Source organism: Streptomyces sp. MJM8645 (assembly GCF_001625365.1).
Lineage (GTDB): Bacteria > Actinomycetota > Actinomycetes > Streptomycetales > Streptomycetaceae > Kitasatospora.
In genome coordinates this window covers 1,227,509-1,247,560 of sequence record NZ_LJJF01000002.1, presented here as the reverse complement: position 1 = coordinate 1,247,560, position 20,052 = coordinate 1,227,509, and the positions used below count along the sequence as shown (strand labels likewise).

Here is a 20,052-nt window from a genome sequence, read left to right as displayed (position 1 = left end):
CCGCTACCGCACCATCACTCCGACCAGGCAGGTGTCGTCGTCGGTGTCGGCGTTGCTGTAGCGCAGCAGGTGGTCCAGGAGCTCTTCGAGGTTGGCCGAGCCGGTGGTCGAGCCGGTGGTTGACCCGGTGGCCGAGCCGGTGGTCGACCCGGTGGTCGACCCGGTGGTCGACCCGGTGGTTGACCCGGTGGCCGAGCCGGTGGTCGACCCGGTGCGGGACTCCTCGGCGAGGGCCGTCAGGCTGGTCAGCGACGCCTGGAGGGATTCGTCGCGGCGCTCGATGAGTCCGTCGGTGTACATCACCAGCGTGTCGCCGGCCTCCAGGACGAGCTCGCCCTGCTCGTAGTCGGCGTGGCCGATCGCGCCGAGGAGGATGCCGCCCAGCTGGGGCAGGATGTCCGCCCGCCCGCCACGCAGCAGGACCGGCGGCGGGTGCCCGGCGCGGGCCCACCGCAACCGGCGGGTCGCGGGTTCGTAGAGGCCGCACACCGCGGTGGCCGTGACGTTGTCGGTCAGGTGGTGGGTGACGCTGTTGAGCCAGCTCAGCAGCTGGGCCGGCCCGGCGCCGGTGGCGGCCAGGCCGCGCAGGGCGTTGCGCAGCGCGACCATGCCGGTGGCGGCCTCGATGCCGTGTCCGGAGACGTCGCCCACGCACAGCAGGACGTCTCCCGAGGGCAGGGCGAGGGTGTCGTACCAGTCCCCGCCGACCAGGTGGTCCTTCTCTGCCGGGCGGTAGCGCACGGCGACGCTCAGATCGTGCAGGTCCAGCGGGCCCCGGGTGGGCGGCATGATGGCGTGCTGGAGCTGGAGGGCGAGGCGGCTGCGCTCGGCCGCCTGCTGCTCGCTCTGCGCGAGCTGGTCGCGGGTGGCGGCGAGTGCGACCTCCGTCCAGTGCTGGGCGGAGATGTCCTGGTAGGCGCCGCGGACGGTGCCGAGCCCGCTGCCGGGGTCGCTGTCGAGCCTGCTGCCGGGGTCGTTGCCGAGCCCGCTGTCGGGATCGCGGACGGGCTCCGCGACGACGCGGATGTGGCGGGTGACGCCGTCCGGCCGCTGGAGGCGGAAGGCGGTGGAGGCCGGGCGCTGGTGGTGCAGGAGGGTGCGCAGGAACCGGTCGATGGCGTGGCGGTCGTCCGGGTGGGCGTGGTCGGGGAGCTGGTCGAGGGCCAGGGGCGCGGCGGTGGGCGGCAGCCCGTGCAGTTCGAACACCGTCTCGTTCCAGGCGATCTGCCGGGTCCGCAGGTTCTCCTCGAAACCGCCGATCCGGCCGAGCCGCTGGGCGTGCTGCAGCAGGCGGGCGACGCGCGGGGTGCCGTCGTCGAGGCGCCAGACGACCGCGAGGTGGCTGCCGTGCCGGCTGATGCTCACCTGTGCCCGGGTGGTCAGCGGTACTCCGTCGACCAGGGCGGCGAGGCGCATGTCCTGGGCGCGGAAGGGTTCCCCGGTGGCGAAGACGTGTTCGACCTTGTCGGCCAGGCCGCCCGGTTCGGCCGCCAGCGGGTACGCCTCCAGCAGGCGGGTGCCGGTGAGTACGCCGGTGGGCCGGCCGGCGAAGTCGACGAAGGCCGGGTTGAGGTGGCGGATCACGAACCGGGGCGGGAACTCGTCGCTGTCCGGCGCCGCCCGCAGGATCATGCACGGGTCGAGCAGGCCGTCCGTGAGCTGCCGCAGTTCGCCGAACTGCGCGTCGGCCGGGTCGCAGGCGGCGGGTTCCTGCCCGCTCCAGGACTCCAGCGTGGTGGCGGCCAGCTCGGCGAGCGCCTCGAACTGGCGTTGGAGCGGCTGGGAGCGTTCGGGCAGTGTGTCGGGCCAGCAGATCTCCAGGACGCCGATGAGCCGCCCGCCGACGCCGGCCGGGACGGCGAGCCGGCCGCCGTGGATCTCGTGCTGGCCGATCGAGGGCAGCGAGGCGCCGGCGAGCGTCGGGTAGCCGACCGCCGCGCGCTCGTCCAGGGCACGGCGGGCCGGGGTCGGCACGCCCGGCGGGACGTGGCGCCAGCGGCGTGCCTCCTCCTCGGGGAAACCGGCGCTGCCCGCCAGTGACAGGGAGAGGTCCGGGTGGGCGGCCCAGATGGCGACGGCGGCCGCGCCGAGCGGTCGCAGCGCGTGCTCCAGCATGGAACGCGCCGCCGCCGCGGCGTCACCGCTCGCGAGCACGTCCGCCTCGGCACTGCGCAGCCGCACGGCCACCGCTTCGGTGGGGGGAACCGAGGCGTCGGCGACGAACTCGCGGGCGAGGGCGGAGATCTCGTCCGCCGCGGCCTGGTTGACCAGGTCGGCGGCGAGCGCCAGGACCGTCACCCCGGCCTGCTCCGCGAGGCTGTCCAGCTGTCCGGCGGCCTCGGTGGGCCCGCACCGCAGGCGCTCCACCAGCACTCCGACGCCCATCTCGACGACGGCGCGGCCCGCCGCCTGGGCCTGGGCCTGTTCCAGTTCCAGCCTGAGCCGCTCCACCGTGGTGGCGAGCCGGTCGACCGCCGCGGACTCGCCTTCGGCGCGGGCCCGGGCCGCTGCCTGCGCCTCCGCAGCGCGCCGCTGCGCCCCGACCCTCGGCGTGTCGGCGGCCGGACCGGTCGGTGAGGCCGCTGCGGGACGGTCCGTGGCGCGCGGCTCCTGCGGACGGTCCGTGGCGCGCGGCTCCTGGGGATGGTGCACGGCTGTCGGCTCCTGAGCTCTGGACTGTCGGGGTGGGTGCGAGGGGACGCGGGGCATGGGGCAGGGCGACTACCGGGTGAGGTGGTCCCTGATCCTGCCGATCACCTCGTCGGCGTCCACCGGCTTGGTGATGTAGTCGCTGGCTCCCGAGGCCAGGCTCTTCTCCCGGTCGCCGATCATCGCCTTGGCGGTGACCGCGATGATCGGCAGCCCCTCGTGCTCGGGCATGGCGCGGATCGCCGCGGTGGCGGTGTAGCCGTCCATCTCGGGCATCATCACGTCCATCAGGATCACGTCGATCCCGGGGTGCGCGCGGAGGGCTTCGAGCGCGGCGAGCCCGTTCTCGGCCTGGAGGACCCGCATGCCGCGCAGCTCCAGGATGCTGGTGATCGCGAAGAGGTTGCGGTCGTCGTCGTCGACCACCAGCGCGGTGCGACCGGAGAGCACCGGGTCGCCTCCGCGGCCCCGGGCGGGGTTCCCGTCCGCGGGGCGCGCCGGGGGCAGGACGCGCCCGGGCCCGTCGGCGCTCATGTGGAGGGCGATGCGTTCGCGCAGCTCGTCGAGGCTGGAGATGAGCTCCAGCGGCCGTTCCCCCTCCCGGCGGACGGCGTGCTCGTCGCCGGTGGTGACGCCCCGGCTGTTGTGGGCCAGCACCGGGACGGTGTGCAGGGCCGGGTCGCGTTCCATCTCCGCCAGGAGCGTGGCCGCCGCGCTGTCCGGCAGGTCGAGCTCCAGGACGACGCAGTGGTACGGGGCGGTGGCGAGCGCAGTGGCGGCCTCCGGGGCGCCGACCGTGGTGACTATCTCGACCCGGCGCTGCGCGCCGGCGGAGCGGGCGAGGTCGGCGACGGCGTTCTCCGCCACCAGGGACAGCAGGCCGTTGGGGCGGCCTTCGACCACGAGCAGGCGCCGCGGCCGGCCGGCGGCGGGAGGCGAGGGGGCCCGCTCCGGCGCCTCGGACGGGCCGGTGCCCCCGGCACCCAGCGCCTTGCGGGCCCCGTCGGCGCCGGTCTCGGCCAGGTCGGGGCGGGTCGCGGGGACGTAGAGGGTGAAGGTGCTGCCCCGGCCCAGGGTGCTCTCCACCGTGATCGCGCCGCCGAGCAGGTAGGCGATCTCGCGGCTGATGGACAGCCCGAGGCCGGTGCCGCCGTACTTGCGGCTGGTGGTGCCGTCGGCCTGCTGGAAGGCGCCGAAGACGCTCTCCACGTGCTGGGGGGCGATGCCGACTCCGGTGTCGCTCACGTGGAAGGCGAGCACCGGGCCGCCGCGCCGGACGGCGTCGGGCAGGTCGGTCTCGTCGGCGGGCTCGATGCGCAGTTCGACCCGGCCCTGCTCGGTGAACTTGACGGCGTTGGACAGCAGATTGCGCAGCACCTGGCGCAACCGGTAGTCGTCGGTGAGGAGTTCGGCGGGGATCTGCTGGACCGTCCGCACCGTGAAGGCGAGGTTCTTCTGGCTGGTCAGCGGGCGGAAGGTGGCTTCGACGTAGTCGAGCAGCGCGCGCAGCGGCACCGCCTCGATGTTGAGGTCCATCTTTCCGGCCTCGACCTTGGACAGGTCGAGGATGTCGTTGATCAACTGGAGCAGGTCGGAGCCCGCGGAGTGGATGATCCCGGCGTACTCGACCTGCTTGGCGGTCAGGTTGCGGGTGGGGTTCTGGGCGAGCAGCTGGGCGAGGATGAGCAGGCTGTTGAGCGGCGTGCGCAGTTCGTGGCTCATGTTGGCCAGGAACTCCGACTTGTACTTCGAGGCGAGGGACAGCTGGTGGGCGCGCTCCTCCAGTTCCTGGCGGGCCTGTTCGATCTCCAGGTTCTTGGTCTCGATGTCGCGGTTCTGTGCCGCCAGCAGGTCGGCCTTCTCCTCCAGCTCGGCGTTGGAGGCCTGCAACTCGTCCCGGCGTGCCTGCAACTCCTGTGAGCGGACCTGGAGTTCGGCGGTGAGCCGCTGGGACTCGCCGAGCAGCTCGTCGGTGCGGGCGTTGGCGATGATGGTGTTGACGTTGACGCCGATGGTCTCCATGAGCTGGTCGAGGAAGTCCAGGTGGACCTGGGTGAACGGCTGGACGGAGGCCAGTTCGATGACGCCGAGGACCTGGTCCTCGACCACGATGGGCAGCACCACCAGGGACAGCGCCCCGGTGCGGCCGAGGCCGGAGGAGGCGGCCAGGTAGTCCGGCGGCAGGGCGTCGACGGTGATGGCGCGCCGGCTGCGCGCGGCCTGGCCGACGAACGACTCGCCGAGGCGGAAGCGGGTGGGGCGCTCGCCGTCGGGGAAGGCGTAGGAGCCGACCAGCTGGAGCACCGTCCCGACGGGGCTGTCCTCGGCGAGGTAGAAGACGCCGCACTGCGCGCCGACGAGGGGGGCGAGTTCGTCCATGACGGACTCGGCGACGACCCCGAGGTCGCGCCGGCCCTGCATCAGGGCCGAGAAGCTGGCGAGGTTGGTCTTGAGCCAGTCCTGCTCCTCGTTGGCGCGGGTGGTCTCGCGCAGCGACCCGACCATGGCGTTGATGTTGTCCTTGAGGTCGGCGACCTCGCCGGAGGCGTCCACGCTGATCGAGCGGGTGAGGTCGCCGGCGGCGACGGCGCTGGTGACCTCGGCGATGGCGCGGACCTGCCGGGTGAGGTTGCCGGCCAGCTCGTTGACGTTCTCGGTGAGGCGCTTCCAGGTGCCGGAGACGCCCTCCACCTCGGCCTGGCCGCCGAGCCGGCCCTCGGTGCCGACCTCCCGGGCGACCCTGGTCACCTCGTCGGCGAAGGAGGACAGCTGGTCGACCATCGTGTTGATGGTCTCCTTCAGTTCCAGGATCTCGCCGCGCGCGGTGACGGTGATCTTCTGCGACAGGTCCCCGCGTGCGACCGCCGTGGCCACCTGGGCGATCGCGCGGACCTGGCCGGTGAGGTTGCCGGCCATGAAGTTCACCGAGTCCGTGAGGTCGCGCCACGTCCCCGAGACGCCCTTCACGTCGGCCTGGCCGCCCAGGATGCCCTCGGTGCCGACCTCCCGCGCCACCCGGGTCACCTCACCGGCGAACGAGGACAACTGGTCGACCATCGTGTTGACGGTGTTCTTCAGCTCCAGGATCTCGCCCCGGGCATCGACGGTGATCTTCTGCGACAGGTCCCCCTTGGCCACCGCGGTGGCGACCTGGGCGATGTCCCGCACCTGGGTGGTGAGATTGCCCGCCATCGCGTTGACCGAGTCGGTCAGGTCCTCCCAGGTGCCCGACACCCCGGGCACCTGGGCCTGGCCGCCGAGCCGGCCCTCGGTGCCGACCTCCCGGGCGACCCTGGTCACCTCCGAGGTGAACCGCGACAGTTGGTCGACCATGCCGTTGAACACCGTGGCGATCTCGCCCAGCAGCCCGTCCGCGTCGCCCGGCAGCTTGGTGCTGAAATCGCCGTCGCGCACCGCCGTCAACCCGGCCAGCAGCAGCCGCAGTTCCGGCTCGCCCACCTGCGCGGCGCCCGCCCCCTCGTCCGGGCGGTGCTGTGAGTCGCGGGACGTGGTCGGGCCAGCCATCGAACGTCGCCTCCGTGGAACGCCGGGCCGACTGGCCCGAATCCGGTCGTGGGCACCCCGAAGGACGGGCCGGGGGACCTGGCCGTCGTTCCAGGTGTTGTACCGCCTTCGGAGGCTACCCCAGCCCGCACACCGCCGGACAACGGTTGCCCCCCGGCCGTGCGCCCCGCCCGTCGCCCGTCGCCCGCCGCCCGCCGCCCGTCGCCCGGACGCGCGTCCGCGCCCCGGACAGGCCGCCGCCCACCTCGGGGCCGTTGCGGGCTTCACGAAACCTCCATGGGGGGCGGCTGCATCGATCCGCCGACACGGGGTACCGGGGGGCAGACCGCGCCGACACGAGAGAGCACGAGAGAGGGAGTCCGATGGCCACGACCACTGGGGAACTGCCCGCCTCCGCCCACCCGTCGACGGGAGGTCCGTCCCGCACGGCCGCTCCTGCCGGAGAGCCCCGGGACCTGCCCTGGCCGGAACTCGCCGACGCCGGAGGGCTTCGGGACCTGCTCCCGCCGGAGCTCGCCGACGCCGGTGACCTGCGGGAGATCGCGCCGGCCGACGCGCGCGAGCTCAACAAGGTGCTGCTGCGCCGGCTCCGCACCCTGGAGGAGGGGACGAAGGAGTACTCGTACGTCCGCGCCACCCTGGTCGAGACGAACCTGTCCCTGGTGAGGTTCGCAGTCCGCCGCTTCAACTCGCACCGCGAGCCGCAGGAGGACCTGCTCCAGGTCGGCGCGGTCGGCCTGATCAAGGCCATCGACCGCTTCGACCCCGACCTCGGCGTCGAGTTCACCACCTTCGCCATACCGACCGTCCTCGGCGAGATCCGGCGCCACTTCCGCGACACCACGTGGGCCGTCCACGTGCCACGGCGCCTCCAGGAACTGCGCATCCTCCTGGCCAAGGCGCAGGAACGCCTGTCGCAGGACTTGGACCGGGCCCCCACGGTCGCCGAACTCGCCGAGCACCTCGCGCTCTCCCCCGAGGAGGTCGTCGAAGGGCTGACCGCCGCGAACGCGCACACCGCCGGCTCCCTGGACCTCGGCGGCAGCAACGACGACGACGCCCCCGGCCCGCTGGGCGACCGGCTCGGCGAGGACGACCGGGACCTCGCCCTCGTCGACGACCTGGTGGCGCTCAAGCCGCTCATCGCCGACCTGCCGGAGCGGCAACGGCTCATCCTGTCCATGCGCTTCTGCGAGGACATGACGCAGTCGCAGATCGGCGCCCGCCTCGGGCTGTCCCAGATGCACGTCTCCCGGCTGCTCAGCCGCGCCCTGCGGCACCTGCGCGACGGTCTGGAGGACGGCTGAGGATGCGTCGCCGCACGAGCCCCGGGCAGGACCAAGCCGGGCGCACACCCCCGTGTTTGGCAGTCCGGCACAACCTCCGTATGGTCGGAAGGCATGGACATGGAGGAGACGACGATGATGCCATTCGACGACGTTCGGGCGGCCGCCGCGCCGGCAGCGTCCCCGCGCCCCGCGGAACTGGTGGTCGAGACCCGTGCCACGGCCTCCGGTGCGGTGGTGTGCGCCCTCGTGGGCGACCTCGACATCGAGACGCTCGCCTCGGCCGCCAACCTGCTCACCAGCGTGATCGCGCAGCGCCGCGGCGCGGTGGTGATCGACCTCGCCGGGGTGGGCTTCTGCGACTCCTCCGGCCTGAACCTCCTGCTCAAGACCCGCCTCGCGGCGGCGGAGGAGGGGCTGGACCTGCACTTGGCCGCCGTGGCGCCCACCGTCATGCGGGTCCTCGAACTGACCGGCGCGCAGGCGGTGTTCTCCATCCACGACTCGGTCGACGAGGCCCTGGCGGCCTGACCGCCCCGACTCGGGCCGCCAGGGCCTCGGCCCGAGGCCGGCCGACCGCCCCGGCCCCGGTTCGACGCCGGCGCGGGGCATAATCCGAGAACTGCCGGGAAACCGACCGTGCGAGACCGCCGTCGATCCGAAAGGGTGTCCTCACATGACGATGAGCCGGGGAACCCTGGACGGTGACCCGCACCAGCCGGGCCCTGCGCTGCCCGTCGGCGGCCAGCGCAGGCGGCTGACCCTGTCCGGCATCCCCAAACCGGTCGCCCACGCCAGGACCTTCACCGCCCGCGCCCTCGACGACTGGTACGCGTCCGCCGCCGGGCCCGGCGCCGGCGAAGGCACCCTCGCGGACGTCGTCCTGCTGGTGGCGGAACTCGTCGCCAACGCCATGCTCCACGGCGACGGCCCGCTGGAACTGGTCCTGGACGTCACCGGGGCCCGCCTGCGGGCCGAGGTCAGCGACCGCAGCCCGACCCTGCCCACCCCGCGCCGCCCGCACAACCCGGCCCTGCCCGGCGGCCACGGCCTGTTCATCGTGGAGCGGACCGCCGACCGGTGGGGCGCCGAACCGCACAGCCACGGGAAGACGATCTGGGCCGAGTTCGACGCCGCGCGGCTGATCCGTAGCTGACCCGCGGCCGACTCGCGGCTGACTCGCGGCTGACCCGTGGCGGCGCCTCGCCGGATCGCACCAGTGCGCCGACTTCGTCATCCGCGCCCGGCCGGGGCCGCCACGCCGACTCCGCTTCAGGGGCCCTTGGGGCGGTGGGTGATTGCATGGCGACACAGCGTGTGTCCCGGCGAGCGTCTCCGCGTTTTTCTCCTGCGGGTGCGGGCGGCCCCGGCAGGAGGAGGAAGCGGATGGCGCAGACCCGGCGGCGGGCCGCCGCCCGCCCGGCGCCCGGCGTGGCCCGCCGGCGTCAAGGCTCGGCGGTGCTGCGGTGGTTGAGCACGACCGACCACAAGGCCATCGGCAACCTGTACCTGACGACGGCGTTCGGGTTCTTCCTGTTCGCCGGGCTGCTGGCGATGCTCATGCGCGCGGAGCTCATGCGGCCGGGACTGCAGGTGGTGAGCAACGAGCAGTACAACCAGTTGTTCACCATCCACGGGACGATCATGATGCTGCTGTTCGCCACACCGACGTTCGCCGGTTTCGCGAACGCCGTGATGCCGCTGCAGATCGGTTCCCCGGACGTGGCGTTCCCCCGGCTGAACGCGTTCACGTACTGGGTGTACCTGTTCGGCGGCCTGATGGTGGTCGGGGGCTTCCTGACCACCGACGGCGCCGCGTCGTTCGGCTGGTTCGCCTACGCCCCGCTGAACGGGCCGCTCCACAGCCCGGGAACGGGCGCCGACCTGTGGGCCGTCGGGCTGATCGTGGCGGGTCTGAGCACGATCCTGGGAGCCGTCAACTTCATCACCACCATCGTCTGCCTGCGGGCACCGGGCATGACGCTGTTCCGGATGCCGGTCTTCACCTGGAACGTGCTGTTCACCTCGATCCTCGCGCTGCTCGCCTTCACCCCGCTGACCGCGGCGCTGTTCGCGCTGGAGGCGGACCGCAAGCTGGGCGCCCACGTCTTCGACCCGGCCAACGGCGGGGCGATGCTGTGGCAGCACCTGTTCTGGTTCTTCGGCCACCCCGAGGTGTACATCGTGGCGCTGCCGTTCTTCGGCATCATCTCCGAGGTCATCCCGGTGTTCAGCCGCAAACCGGTCTTCGGCTACTACGGACTGATCGGTGCCACGATCGCGATCACCGCGCTGTCCGCGGTCGTGTGGGCCCACCACATGTTCGCCACCGGCCAGGTGCTGCTGCCGTTCTTCTCCCTGGCCTCGCTGCTCATCGCGGTGCCGACCGGGGTGAAGTTCTTCAACTGGATCGGCACCCTGTGGAACGGCTCGCTCTCCTTCGAGACGCCCATGCTGTTCGCCCTCGGCTTCCTGGTGACCTTCCTCCTCGGCGGGCTGACCGGCGTCCTGCTGGCCGCGCCCCCGATCGACTTCCACGTCACCGACAGCTACTTCGTGGTCGCCCACCTGCACTACGTCCTCTTCGGGACGGTCGTGTTCGCGATGTTCGCCGGCTTCTACTTCTGGTGGCCCAAGATCACCGGCCGGCTGCTGGACGAACGCCTCGGAAGGATCCACTTCTGGATGCTGCTGCCCGCGTTCCAGATCACCTTCCTCGTGCAGCACTGGCTCGGCGCCCAGGGCATGCCGCGCCGCTACGCCGACTACCTGCCCTCGGACGGCTTCACCACCCTGAACACCGTCTCCTCCGTCGGCGCGTTCCTGCTGGGCGCGTCGACCCTGCCCTTCCTGTACAACGTGTGGCGCACCGCCAGGTACGGAGTCCCGGTCACCGAGGACGACCCGTGGGGCTACGGGCGCTCCCTGGAATGGGCGACCTCCTGCCCGCCGCCGCGCCACAACTTCCACGCCCTGCCCCGCATCCGCTCCGAAGGCCCGGCCTTCGACCTGCACCACCCGGAGTATTCGCGCATGGCGCTCGAAGGCGAGGAGAACGCGCGGTGAAGACCGAGTCCTACCTGTTCGCGGGCGTCGCGCTGTTCTTCGCCGTCGCCGCTTCGATCTACGGCTGGTTCGCCCGGGAGCCGGCCGGCAAGGCGGCGCTGGTCGTGGCCTTCATGATGTCCACGCTGATCGCGTTCTTCTTCCGGACCCAGTACTCCCGCCGCGGCCGCCGGCCGCAGGACCGCACCGACGCCGAGATCGTCACCGGCGTCGGGCCGCTGGAGTTCTTCGCACCGCGCAGCTACTACCCGCTGCTCACCGCCGCGGGCGTCGCGGTCGCCGGGCTGGGGCTGGTGTACGCCTTGTGGCTCTTCCTCATCGGAGCGGGTGTGACGGGCGCCGGCGTCCTGGGCTTCGTCTTTCAGCACGCCCAGCGCGGGCAGTGAGTCCGGCCGGTCGGCGGTCGGTCGTCAGCGGTCGGTCGTTGGGGGTCACCGCTCGGCGCGTCCCGCGTCGGCGGGCGCGAGCGGCTCCGGCTGCGGCTCGTCCATCGCCGTCTCCACGTTGTCCCGGTAGTACCAGGAGCTCAGGGCGGCCCGCAGCCGTGCGCGCCGCGAGGCGCCCTCGCCCGGCGCCGGCAGGGGAAGCGGCGCGTCGCGCAGGGCCAGCGTGTAGCGCAGGCCGGTGGGAAGCGGCCGGTGCTCGCCGTGGAAGGCACCCTCGACGGCCTCGTGCACGAACCCGGTCTCGTCTCCCTCCGCCACCCGCTCCAGGTCCCGCTCCTGCAAGGCCAGGCACAGGCGCCGGGTGATCCAGAAGGCCACCGCCGGCCCGACGAACAGGCCCACCCGCAGGAACCAGTTCAGGCCCTCCACCGGCACGTCCAGTGCCCGGGCGACGACGTCCTGGCCGCCGGCGACCAGCAGCACGACGTAGAAGCACGTCCCGGCGACAGCCAGTGCCGTCCGGGTCTGCCGGTTGCGGGGGCGGTCGCACAGGTGCTGCTCGCCGCTCCCCGGGGTGATCCAGCGCTCGAAGAACGGATAGCCGTACAGGGCGGTGAAGAACAGCAGCGGGAACAGCACGGCCGGAATCAGCGGGTTCCAGGCGACGGTGTGGCCCCACAGCCGCGTCTCGGCCCCGGGCATCAGCCGCAGCGCGCCCTCGATGAACCCCATGTACCAGTCCGGCTGCGCGTCGGTGGAGTCCTGGTCGGGGCGGTAGGGCCCGTACAGCCAGATCGGGTTGACCTGGGCGAGGGCGGCGGCCAGCGCCAGCACCCCGAAGACCATCGCCATCAGGCCCGCCGTCTGGACGCTGAAGTGCGGGAAGAGGGGCTTTCCGACGACGTTGCGGTTGGTGCGTCCGGGCCCGGCCCACTGCGTGTGCTTGAGGTGGAAGACCAGGATCAGGTGCGCGGTGATCAGGCCGAGCAGGAGACCAGGCAGCAGCAGGATGTGCGCGCTGTACAACCGGGGGACGATGTCGTGCCCGGGAAGCTCCCCGCCGAAGAGGAAGAAGCTCAGGTAGGTGCCGACCAGCGGGACCGACAGGATGAAGCCCTGGGCCGTGCGCAGACCGGTGCCGGAGAGCAGGTCGTCGGGCAGCGAATAGCCGGCGAAACCCTCCAGCAGGGCGAGTTGGAACAGCGTCAGTCCCACCAGCCAGTTGACCTCCCTGGGGCGGCGGAACGCGCCGGTGAGGAAGATGCGCAGCAGGTGCGCGCAGATCGCGGCGGTGAACACCAGTGCCGCCCAGTGGTGGATCTGGCGGATCAGCAGGCCGCCGCGCACGTCGAAACTGATCGACAGCGTCGAGGCGTACGCCTGGGACATCCGCACCCCGCGAAGCGGCGGGTACGTTCCGGCGTACACGATCTCGGTCATGGACGGTGTGAAGAAGAACGTCAGGAAGACGCCGGTCAACAGCAGCAGCACGAAGGTGTAGAGCGCCAACTCGCCGAGCAGGAAGGACCAGTGGTCGGGAAAGACCTTCCGGAGCAGGCCCTTGGCCCCGTCGAACAGCGGCAGCCGCCGGTCCAGCGCGACCGCCGTGCTCCGGGCGGCCCGCTCCGCCCGCCGCCCGGCCCGCGCCCTCCACCTCGACAGCCGCACGCCGCTCCTCCCGTCCGCTCCGATCGTGTGTCCCGATAGCCATATCCCGTGGCGGCGGGACGGCCGGACGGGGCTCGCCCACCACTACGGGCTTCACTCGGACGGCCGCGGCTCGGTGCTCCTCCGCCCTCCCAGGTTCCGGCGTCGGCCCGCTGACCTGCGGATTCTCCCCGAGCCCTGGTCTGGAGGCAGCGGGCCGACCCACGGACGGCGGGCGTGAACGGACCCCCGCGCTCCGGTCGGGACGTTCACGAAATGATGGCTGCGGGTAGTCGAGTGGGTGCGAAAGGTCATCAGGTGGGGGGTGCGGCAGGGAGCGACGATGCCGGAACACGAGCAGTTCGGCGTGCGGGCCGAGGCGGACGGGCCGGCGAGCCGGACCGGAAGAGTCCCGCCCCAGGCGAGTCCGGAGGAGGCCCCCGGGGCCGCCCCCGCCTCCGGGGAAGGTCTAGTTCAGGGGGAGGGCCGGGCGCCCGGCCGGCCGGCGCCGCCCGGGGCGGAGAGCGGACCCGTCGATGCCGAGGGCACGGCGGCCTGGCCGGACCTGATGCTGCCGCTGCTGCGCACCCCGACCACCGACCGCCCGCTGGTGACCGGCGAACCCGGCGCGGACGACCCGGGACCGGCCGTGGTGGCCGCCGTCCTGGACCTCGCACTGCTGGTGGGTGAGCTGATGCTGGCCTGCGGCGAGGCCGCCGAGGACGTCGAGGCCGCCATGCTCGCCGTCGCGCAGGCCTACCGGGCCCAGCCCTGCGACCCCCAGGTCACCTTCACCCGGGTGGCGATCTCGTACCAGCCGGGCCCCTCGGAGCCGCCCGTGACGGTCGAGCGGTCCGTGCGCCACCCGGCCGGGGACTACGCGCGGCTGGCCGTGCTCTTCCGGCTGGTCACCGAGATCACGACCGGCGGACTCGTCGTCGACGACGCCCACCACCGGCTGAGGGCCGTGCGCCGGCACTGCCGCCACTACCCCGCGTGGCTCCTGGTCCTGTCCTCCGGCCTGCTGGCCGGCGCCGCGACGCTGCTGGTCGGCGGCCGGGCCGACGCCCGGGCCTGGCTGGTGTTCGTCAGCGCCGTCGCCGCGGCACTGGCCGGCGACCGGCTCTCGGCGCTGGTCGGACGCCACGACCTCCCGGAGTTCTACCGGATCGCGACGGCCGCGACCCCGGCGGCGGCGATCGGCATCCTGCTCTCCTTCAACGGGCTGAACCTGGGCGGATCGGTGGTGATCACCGGAGGGCTGTACACGCTCCTGCCCGGATGGCCCATGGTGGCGGCGGCGCAGGACGGCCTCGCGGGTTTCTACCTCACCGCGGCCGCACGCCTGATGGAAACGCTGTACATGATGGCCGGCGTGGTGGTCGGGGTGATGACCGTGCTCTACATCGGCGTCAACAACGGCGCCGACCTGGCGACCCGGCCCGCCCCGGTCGCCGCGTCGAACCCGCCGCTCCAACTGGTGGCGGCGCTCCTGCTCACCCTGACCTTCGCGGTGCTGCTCAACACCGAGCCGGGCACGCTGCCGGCCGTCCTGCTCAACAGCGGGGTCGGCTGGACGACGTACGGCGTGCTGGTCAACGCCGGCGGCGAGCCCATCATGGCCACCGGCCTCGCCGCCGGGCTGGTGGGCCTGTCCGGCCAGCTCATGGCCCGCTACCGGGGAAGCTCCTCGCTGCCGTACGTCACCGCGGCCCTGGGGCCGCTGCTGCCCGGCTCGTTGCTGTACTTCGGGCTGCTCGCCTTCGTCCGGGGCGAGCCCGAGATCGGGCTCGTCGGCGTCGGGCGCGCCACGGCCACGGCGATGGCGGTGGCGATCGGTGTGAACCTGGGCCGCGAGGTCGCCCGGCTGTTCCTCCCGGCCCCGGGCGTGGTCCCGGCGCCCGGCCGCAGCGCCGGGCGGCACCGCCGCTGAGGGCCGGCCGCCACCGTCGTTGACGGCCGGCCGCCACCGTCGTTGAGGGCGAGCCGCCTCCGCCGCTGAGGGCGGCGGGCGGCGGGCGGCGCCGTGCGGCTGTCGGCGTCGGCACCCACGTGGTGCCGGGGCTGACAGCCGCACGAGCCGGTGAACGGGCGGATCAGGGGTTGGGGCGGGTGGTGCAGAAAGTAGGACGAGTGGATCAGTAGTAGTGACGACGCCCGCCGACGGCGTGCCCGACGGAGCCCGCGATCCACAGGACGAGGCCGATGACGGCCAGGATGATGCCGATGGTCCACAGGATCGAGATCCCGGTGACGAAACCGATGATGAGCAGGATGACGCCGAGGACGATCACGAGGTCCTCCCGTGTGGTGACTGGGACGGTTGTCAGGAGGGGCCGGTCCGGCCGTTCGATGGTGATGCCGGAACCGTCCGGGGGTGGTGGAGCCGTCGTTTCTCCGGCCGCGCCCATGATCCGCGTGTACCGCTCTGCGGGCCGGGCAAACCATCCTGCCCGCAGCGGAATGGGTCGGTTCCCCGCTCGGGCATGCCCGGCCCTTCGCCGAGCGGTCGTCGCCGTCGGCCGTGGCGGGTCAGGACCGGATCCGGTCGAGGACGGCGTCGATGTCGAGGTGGTCGGATTCGGTGTCGGCCGGCACCAGGGCGAAGGAGTCGAGGAGGAAGGCCGTCACGGCGTCCGCGGGGATGCTGATCACGGCCCGGCCGTTCTCGGCGCACAGGGTGACCAGGACCCGGCCCGCCCGCCCGGGCGCGACCGTCACGTCCCCGTGGCCGGCGGGGGCGTGGCGGCCCTCGTCCAGCAGGTCACGCGAGAAGACCCACTGCGCCTCCCCGCCGCCCCCGAGGGGCGGGAAGACCAGGCACACCGCGTACGGCAGCGAGGTGTCGAAGCGCAGTTGCGCCTCGACGGTCACGTCGGGGAACGGGCCTTCGGGCAGCGTGACGGCGGTGGACCAGGAGGTGACGACGGTCATGCGACGGACTCCGTTTCTGGCTGTGGCGCCGGGTTGTCCGCAGCGGCACCGAGCGCCGGCGGCGGCAGCGCTCGGCTACCCTCCCCGGGCCGATTCATGGCCCTGATGCGGAAACCCCGCGTGCGCGGCGTGTTCGCTCATGCACGGACCGTTCCGGCGCGGGCCAGGGCCGGTGTGGCCCGTTCCGGCGCGGTTCCCGGCCCCGGCCCGTCGCCGGGCGCGCCGCCTTGGCCGTTCGCGGGCCCCGGCGCGCGCGGTGCGGTCGGTAGGGCGGTCCGGCCGTCAGTGCTTCGCGTCCTGGCCCTCGCGGGACTGCGTACGGCGGGACCGCGTACGGGCCGCGGACCTGCGGCGGCGTACGCGCCAGACGATGAGGGCGATGACGACCGCCGCGGCGAGCAGGGCGGCGACGACGCCGCCGACCGTGCCCTCGACCTTGGTGTAGGCGGCCCCCGCGAAGTAGCCGAGGAGGGTGAACCCCACGCCCCAGGCGAGGCCGCCGAGGGCGTTGAAGAGGAGGAAACGGCGGTACGGCATGCGGGAGACGCCGGCCAGCGTCGGCACCACGGGGCGGAAGAAGGCGACGAAACGGCCGAAGAAGACGGCGGCCGGCCCCCGCCGGCGGATCAGGTCACGGGCCTTGTCGACCTGCTCCTCATGGCGTCGCAGCATGCGCGTGTCGAGGACCGCCGGGCCGATGCGGCGGCCGATCTCGTACGCGACGGAGTCCCCCAGGACGGCCGCGCCGACCACGGCGAGGACCAGCCAGCCGATGGACACCCTGCCCTGGTGCGCGAGGAAACCGGCGAGGACGGCGGCGCTCTCGCCGGGGATGAGGAAGCTGAAGAAGAGGGCGTCCTCGGCGAAGACGAGGGCGGCGACGACCGCGTACACGACCGGGCCGGACAGGCCGTCCAGCCAGTCGGTGATCGAGTGCATCAGCCACCCCGTTCGGGATCTGCCGCCCCTTGCGCCTCAATGTAACGCGTGCGTCGAGGGCCGGGGGAGCGGCCGATGAGCAGCCTGCCGGACTGCCGGACTGCCCGGACTGCCGGACTGCCGGACTGCCGGGCCGGGCCCACTGCGCGTTCGGTCCGAAGCATCGGCTCGCGCTGAGGAGGCGACCGGCCGTCGGCCGCCGCCCGCGCGCCCGCGCGCCCGCGCGCCCGCGCGCTCGACGCGGTGGGTGCGGTGGGTGCGGTGCTCAGTGTGCGGCGGTTTCCGCCGGGTGGGCGTCGTCCTCGCGCTGCTCCTGGGCGGCCGCTTCGGTGGTGTCGGGTGCGGGGTCCTGTCTGGCGGCCTGGCACGTGCTGCAGGTGAGCCAGTGCGGTGGAGGTTGGTGGGCGTAGCGGTGCGGGGCGAGGGTCATTCCGTCGGTGTCCAGGCCGCACAGGGTGCGGAGGCCGCAGGTGCCCGAGGCTTCCGCGGGGGCGACGTGTACGCGGCGCACCGGGCTCTCCGGGTCCGCCGGGGTGTGGTCGGGGCCGAGGAGCCGCACGTTGGTCGGCATGTCTAGCTCAAGTACGACGACGATGTCCATCTTCTCAACGTCGCTGCTGGGCCGGTCCGCCGCACCCGCTCGGTGGCATCCGGACCAGCCCGGGCCACCCCCGGCGGACGGGCTCCGACCGGCCGCGCGCGCGATGGCAGAGAACCTGAAGGCGTGCCCCGCCCCAGCACGACGCCCGTGATCGGTGGAGACGTGGCGCCGGCGGGCGGTCACCCCAGGTACCGCGACGGGGTGAAACCCGCGCGGGCCGTGACGCCGTACGTGCCGGGGCGCGCTGACGTGCAGTTGCAGGCTCCGGGCGGGGTCGCCCGCCTCTCCCCAGCACGGCGGTCACTGCGTGCGCAGGGCGCGCTCGCACTCCTGGCACCGCTGGTCGGCGAGGGTGGGCGGGTACCAGGGCTCGCCGGGCCGGACCGGCCGGTAGTGCGTGTGTTCCATCGGGCCGGTCTCCAGCCCGCACAGCGTGTACGGCTGCGGGTCCTCGGGCACGTCGGGATCGGCTCCGGCGGCGTGCACCGCGATCACGGCGGGCTCGGCGCCTTCCGCACCGTCCGTGCCTTCCGCACTTTCCGCACCGATGGCCCCGTCGGGCTCCAGCTCGAAGAGCACGATGATCGATGCCATGCACCGAGCCTCGGCCATCGCCGGCGGACCCACATCCGGAGGTGGGCCTTTCGAGGCGAGCACCCTTGCCCGGTTTCCGTGCCCGTCCCCGTCTGGAAGAGCGGCGGGATCGACGACCGCATGGATCGCGCCCGTCAGGGCCTGCTGCCATGCTCGGGTGATCACACCTCGTGTACGGAAGGAGTCCGTCGATGATCGTGCCGCCCGCGCTGGAACGGTGTCCGGGCGGGCTGCGGTGAGGGGCTGGGTGGTCGGGGCCGTCAGCGAGCCGGACGAGCCCGGCGAACCTGGGCGGTTGCTGGTGGTGCTCGTCGACGGTCGGCGGTTGGTGACTCGCGAGTTGTCCGGGCAGGAGCGGGCCGAGCTCGGGTCGCCCGTCGCCGGGCGGCTTCGAAAGCCGCATCCGGGCGTGCCGTCGATGGTGCGCTGGCTGCGCCCGGTGCTGGCCGTCGTCGTCGAGCTGGAAGCCGGTCAGGTGCGCCGCATCGCCTTGCCCGCGGCGGGCGACTGAGTGATTCGCCGCCGCCCTTGAGCACGGGCCGTCACGAACAGCGGTGGTGCGGGCGCCTGCCGCGTTCGGGCGCAGATCGGATACACGATGATGACCGAACAGCGCTGCGCGCCGAGTTTCGGCGAGGCCCCCCTCATCCCGGTCGGCGGCGACAGCCGGCCGGCCTTCCTCACCTGGGCCGAGGCCACCCTGCTCCCGGCGCTGCGCACCGCGCTCCGAGCCGGATCCGGACCTGTCGGCGCCACCGCGGCGGCCGTCGTGGGGTTCACCCGATTGCCCAGCGTCCGTCCGGCCGGCCCCGGGGCGGACCGGGTGCCCGGGGGCGGGCCGCGTCCGGGCGACGTAGGTTGCGGGCATGACCAGTGACGAGACGACGATCCCGGCGGTAGGGGTGCGCCTGCTGGACGAGGTGTTCGACGCGATCGAGGCGGCCAACGGCCGCCCGCAGCCGTGGACCGGTTTCGACCACGGGATCCTGGGGGCCTACCGGTGGGCCGCCGGCGCCCAGGTCGCGGCGCCCCTCACCGCTGCCGCCGCGCTCGGCGCCACCGGGCCGTGCCGGGCGCAGCTCCTGGCCGAGTGCCAGGCCGCCGCCGTCCGTCTGCGCGACACCTCGGCCTTGGCCGCGGCCTCGGGTGGGGGCGACGGCGCGGACGAAGGCGCGAACGCCGCGTACGCCCTGGGCGCCTACCAAGCGCTGGCCTGGCTCTGCGGCCACCACGAAGACCGCCCCTGACCCGGCCGCCCGAAGGGCCGGCACCGACCTGTGGGCCTGCCGACCTGCCCGAATCGCGCACCCGCGGATCCGCGCATAGGGAGACGACACCGTGCTGAAGGACGACAAGTCGCCCGGCGGGGGCAGGGACGAGACGCCCCAGGAACGGGCCGACCGGCTCTGGAGCGAGATGCTCTAGGAGGTCCGGGTGTGCCAGACCGGCGCGCAGATCCTCTTCGGCTTCCTCATCAGCGTGGCCTTCACCCCGCGCTTCGCCGGCCTGCCCGACTTCGACAAGGGCCTCTACGTCGCCACCGTCATCCTCGGCGCCCTCGCCACCGGCACGCTCGTCGCCCCCGTGGCCTTCCACCGCCTCCTCGCCGGCCGCGACATGAAACCCGAACTCATCCACGTCGCCGGCCACTTCATCGCCACCGGCCTCGTCACCCTGGCCCTCACCATCGCCGCCGCCCTGCTGCTCCTGCTGCGCACCGCCACCGGCAACCCGGTCGCTGCGTGGGCCCTCAGCGCAGCCGTCCTGCTCTGGTTCACCACCACCTGGCTTGTTCTGCCCCAGATCGTGCTGCGGCGCACGGCCGCCCGCCGGACGGCTCCTTAGCGCCGGTCCTGCACGCGTCCGGATCCCGTCGTGGCGTCGTGGCCGGAGCGGCCGGAGCGGAGCCAGGACCGGCAGGGCCCGCCAACTGGATCTCCGAGGCCGTACGAACGCGTCGCGACCGACGTTCGGGGTAGACGCCGGGGCAACCCGAGGAGGAGAGGCCATGCCTGCCGGTTCGAGCAAGAAGCAACCACCGGGCCCGCGAGGCCGCCTCCAGAGCGCACCGAATCTGCCAACTGACCTGATGAGAAGGGCTACGCCATGAGCACGCACGACACGGGCACCACCCCCGCGGAGCACGACGCCTCGCGGGACGGCGACGACACCGTACGGGAGCGGTCCGCGGAGGAACGGAACATCGTGGCGCCCACCCCGAAGGACGTCCGCGCCAAGGCCGACGAGCCCGCCGACGCCGACGACGCGCCCACCCCACCCGCAGCCGACACCCAGGCCCCCTGACCGGCGACGGCGTGCTCGGCAGGCGCACCAGGTCGGCTGCCGGTGAACCGGGGCCCGGCGAGCTGCTATCACCCGATTCGCCGAAGTCGCCAAGACCCACGTTGGGTAGTTCGTGATCCCG

General features: G+C 73.1%; 19 protein-coding genes. 11 read left to right on the top strand and 8 right to left on the bottom strand.

Annotation, left to right across the window (positions count from 1 at the left end):
* Positions 1–3: 3 nt before the first annotated feature.
* Together A6F73_RS35770 and A6F73_RS35765 are read right to left on the bottom strand one after the other, a co-directional pair.
* Positions 4–2,652 (bottom strand): SpoIIE family protein phosphatase, encoded by a 2,649-nt coding sequence (locus tag A6F73_RS35770; protein WP_244293825.1) that lies wholly within the window; start codon positions 2,650–2,652, stop codon positions 4–6.
* A gap of 69 nt (positions 2,653–2,721) precedes the next feature.
* A complete protein-coding gene (locus tag A6F73_RS35765) occupies positions 2,722–6,174 on the bottom strand; it encodes a HAMP domain-containing protein (protein WP_063352480.1) in 3,453 nt (1,150 codons plus the stop codon).
* 362 nt (positions 6,175–6,536) lie between these two features.
* On the opposite strand from A6F73_RS35765, the gene A6F73_RS35760 reads away from it, so the two are divergent.
* From A6F73_RS35760 to A6F73_RS35740, 5 genes are all read left to right on the top strand, one after another.
* On the top strand, positions 6,537–7,481 hold the full coding sequence (locus A6F73_RS35760) for an RNA polymerase sigma factor SigF (RefSeq protein WP_079136551.1): 945 nt from the start codon (positions 6,537–6,539) through the stop codon (positions 7,479–7,481).
* 93 nt (positions 7,482–7,574) lie between these two features.
* The gene (locus tag A6F73_RS35755) at positions 7,575–7,991 is read left to right on the top strand and encodes an STAS domain-containing protein (RefSeq protein ID WP_079136550.1); all 417 of its coding nucleotides are present in this window, start codon (positions 7,575–7,577) and stop codon (positions 7,989–7,991) included.
* Between the two features lie 145 nt (positions 7,992–8,136).
* Positions 8,137–8,616, top strand: coding sequence for an ATP-binding protein (locus A6F73_RS35750; RefSeq protein ID WP_079136549.1), 480 nt, complete (start codon positions 8,137–8,139; stop codon positions 8,614–8,616).
* Positions 8,617–8,846: 230 nt separating this feature from the next.
* A complete protein-coding gene (gene ctaD / locus A6F73_RS35745; RefSeq protein WP_063352479.1) occupies positions 8,847–10,526 on the top strand; it encodes a cytochrome c oxidase subunit I in 1,680 nt (559 codons plus the stop codon).
* Positions 10,523–10,912, top strand: a complete 390-nt coding sequence (locus A6F73_RS35740) for a cytochrome c oxidase subunit 4 (protein ID WP_063352478.1) — start codon at positions 10,523–10,525, stop codon at positions 10,910–10,912. The genes ctaD and A6F73_RS35740 overlap by 4 nt, the downstream gene beginning before the upstream one ends.
* A 45-nt stretch (positions 10,913–10,957) precedes the next feature.
* Here the strand turns inward: A6F73_RS35740 and A6F73_RS35735 are convergent, their stop codons facing one another.
* On the bottom strand, positions 10,958–12,580 hold the full coding sequence (locus A6F73_RS35735; protein ID WP_063352477.1) for a ubiquinol-cytochrome c reductase cytochrome b subunit: 1,623 nt from the start codon (positions 12,578–12,580) through the stop codon (positions 10,958–10,960).
* A 547-nt stretch (positions 12,581–13,127) separates the two neighbouring features.
* Here A6F73_RS35735 and A6F73_RS35730 point away from each other — a divergent pair.
* Positions 13,128–14,492 (top strand): threonine/serine exporter family protein, encoded by a 1,365-nt coding sequence (locus A6F73_RS35730; RefSeq protein ID WP_244293824.1) that lies wholly within the window; start codon positions 13,128–13,130, stop codon positions 14,490–14,492.
* Positions 14,493–14,697: 205 nt separating this feature from the next.
* Here the strand turns inward: A6F73_RS35730 and A6F73_RS42400 are convergent, their stop codons facing one another.
* From A6F73_RS42400 to A6F73_RS35710, 5 genes are all read right to left on the bottom strand, one after another.
* The gene (locus A6F73_RS42400) at positions 14,698–14,853 is read right to left on the bottom strand and encodes a DUF6131 family protein (protein ID WP_167745913.1); all 156 of its coding nucleotides are present in this window, start codon (positions 14,851–14,853) and stop codon (positions 14,698–14,700) included.
* A 238-nt stretch (positions 14,854–15,091) separates the two neighbouring features.
* Positions 15,092–15,493 (bottom strand): SsgA family sporulation/cell division regulator, encoded by a 402-nt coding sequence (locus A6F73_RS35725; RefSeq protein ID WP_063352475.1) that lies wholly within the window; start codon positions 15,491–15,493, stop codon positions 15,092–15,094.
* A 282-nt stretch (positions 15,494–15,775) separates the two neighbouring features.
* Positions 15,776–16,432: a DedA family protein gene (locus tag A6F73_RS35720; RefSeq protein ID WP_063352474.1), complete on the bottom strand. Its 657-nt coding sequence runs from the start codon at positions 16,430–16,432 to the stop codon at positions 15,776–15,778.
* A gap of 265 nt (positions 16,433–16,697) precedes the next feature.
* Positions 16,698–17,003 (bottom strand): hypothetical protein, encoded by a 306-nt coding sequence (locus A6F73_RS35715; protein ID WP_063352473.1) that lies wholly within the window; start codon positions 17,001–17,003, stop codon positions 16,698–16,700.
* A gap of 330 nt (positions 17,004–17,333) precedes the next feature.
* The gene (locus A6F73_RS35710; protein ID WP_063352472.1) at positions 17,334–17,627 is read right to left on the bottom strand and encodes a hypothetical protein; all 294 of its coding nucleotides are present in this window, start codon (positions 17,625–17,627) and stop codon (positions 17,334–17,336) included.
* 295 nt (positions 17,628–17,922) lie between these two features.
* Between A6F73_RS35710 and A6F73_RS35705 the strand changes: the two genes are divergently transcribed.
* The 5 genes from A6F73_RS35705 (at position 17,923) to A6F73_RS35685 (ending at position 19,931) form a co-directional block, all read left to right on the top strand.
* Positions 17,923–18,138 carry a hypothetical protein gene (locus tag A6F73_RS35705; protein WP_159398714.1) on the top strand — a complete coding sequence of 72 codons (216 nt, stop codon included), beginning with the start codon at positions 17,923–17,925 and terminating at the stop codon, positions 18,136–18,138.
* An 87-nt stretch (positions 18,139–18,225) separates the two neighbouring features.
* The gene (locus tag A6F73_RS35700) at positions 18,226–18,504 is read left to right on the top strand and encodes a hypothetical protein (protein WP_063352470.1); all 279 of its coding nucleotides are present in this window, start codon (positions 18,226–18,228) and stop codon (positions 18,502–18,504) included.
* Complete coding sequence (locus tag A6F73_RS35695; protein WP_159398713.1) at positions 18,494–18,874, top strand: hypothetical protein; 381 nt, start codon at positions 18,494–18,496, stop codon at positions 18,872–18,874. Before A6F73_RS35700 ends, A6F73_RS35695 begins: the two co-directional genes overlap by 11 nt.
* Before the next feature lie 187 nt (positions 18,875–19,061).
* On the top strand, positions 19,062–19,472 hold the full coding sequence (locus A6F73_RS35690; protein WP_244293823.1) for a DUF6328 family protein: 411 nt from the start codon (positions 19,062–19,064) through the stop codon (positions 19,470–19,472).
* A 261-nt stretch (positions 19,473–19,733) separates the two neighbouring features.
* Entirely contained in the window at positions 19,734–19,931 is a 198-nt protein-coding gene (locus tag A6F73_RS35685) for a hypothetical protein (RefSeq protein ID WP_063352468.1), read from the top strand.
* Positions 19,932–20,052 lie beyond the last annotated feature (121 nt).

What these genes read in the sequence shown, in the direction of transcription:
- A6F73_RS35765 (WP_063352480.1), bottom strand. Translation starts at nt 6,174, where the DNA reads ATGGCTGGCCCGACCACGTCCCGCGACTCACAGCACCGCCCGGACGAG.
- A6F73_RS35760 (WP_079136551.1), top strand. Translation starts at nt 6,537, where the DNA reads ATGGCCACGACCACTGGGGAACTGCCCGCCTCCGCCCACCCGTCGACG.
- A6F73_RS35755 (WP_079136550.1), top strand. Translation starts at nt 7,575, where the DNA reads ATGGACATGGAGGAGACGACGATGATGCCATTCGACGACGTTCGGGCG.
- A6F73_RS35750 (WP_079136549.1), top strand. Translation starts at nt 8,137, where the DNA reads ATGACGATGAGCCGGGGAACCCTGGACGGTGACCCGCACCAGCCGGGC.
- ctaD (WP_063352479.1), top strand. Translation starts at nt 8,847, where the DNA reads ATGGCGCAGACCCGGCGGCGGGCCGCCGCCCGCCCGGCGCCCGGCGTG.
- A6F73_RS35730 (WP_244293824.1), top strand. Translation starts at nt 13,128, where the DNA reads ATGCTGCCGCTGCTGCGCACCCCGACCACCGACCGCCCGCTGGTGACC.
- A6F73_RS35725 (WP_063352475.1), bottom strand. Translation starts at nt 15,493, where the DNA reads ATGACCGTCGTCACCTCCTGGTCCACCGCCGTCACGCTGCCCGAAGGC.
- A6F73_RS35720 (WP_063352474.1), bottom strand. Translation starts at nt 16,432, where the DNA reads ATGCACTCGATCACCGACTGGCTGGACGGCCTGTCCGGCCCGGTCGTG.
- A6F73_RS35715 (WP_063352473.1), bottom strand. Translation starts at nt 17,003, where the DNA reads ATGCCGACCAACGTGCGGCTCCTCGGCCCCGACCACACCCCGGCGGAC.
- A6F73_RS35710 (WP_063352472.1), bottom strand. Translation starts at nt 17,627, where the DNA reads ATGGCATCGATCATCGTGCTCTTCGAGCTGGAGCCCGACGGGGCCATC.
- A6F73_RS35700 (WP_063352470.1), top strand. Translation starts at nt 18,226, where the DNA reads ATGATGACCGAACAGCGCTGCGCGCCGAGTTTCGGCGAGGCCCCCCTC.
- A6F73_RS35695 (WP_159398713.1), top strand. Translation starts at nt 18,494, where the DNA reads ATGACCAGTGACGAGACGACGATCCCGGCGGTAGGGGTGCGCCTGCTG.
- A6F73_RS35685 (WP_063352468.1), top strand. Translation starts at nt 19,734, where the DNA reads ATGAGCACGCACGACACGGGCACCACCCCCGCGGAGCACGACGCCTCG.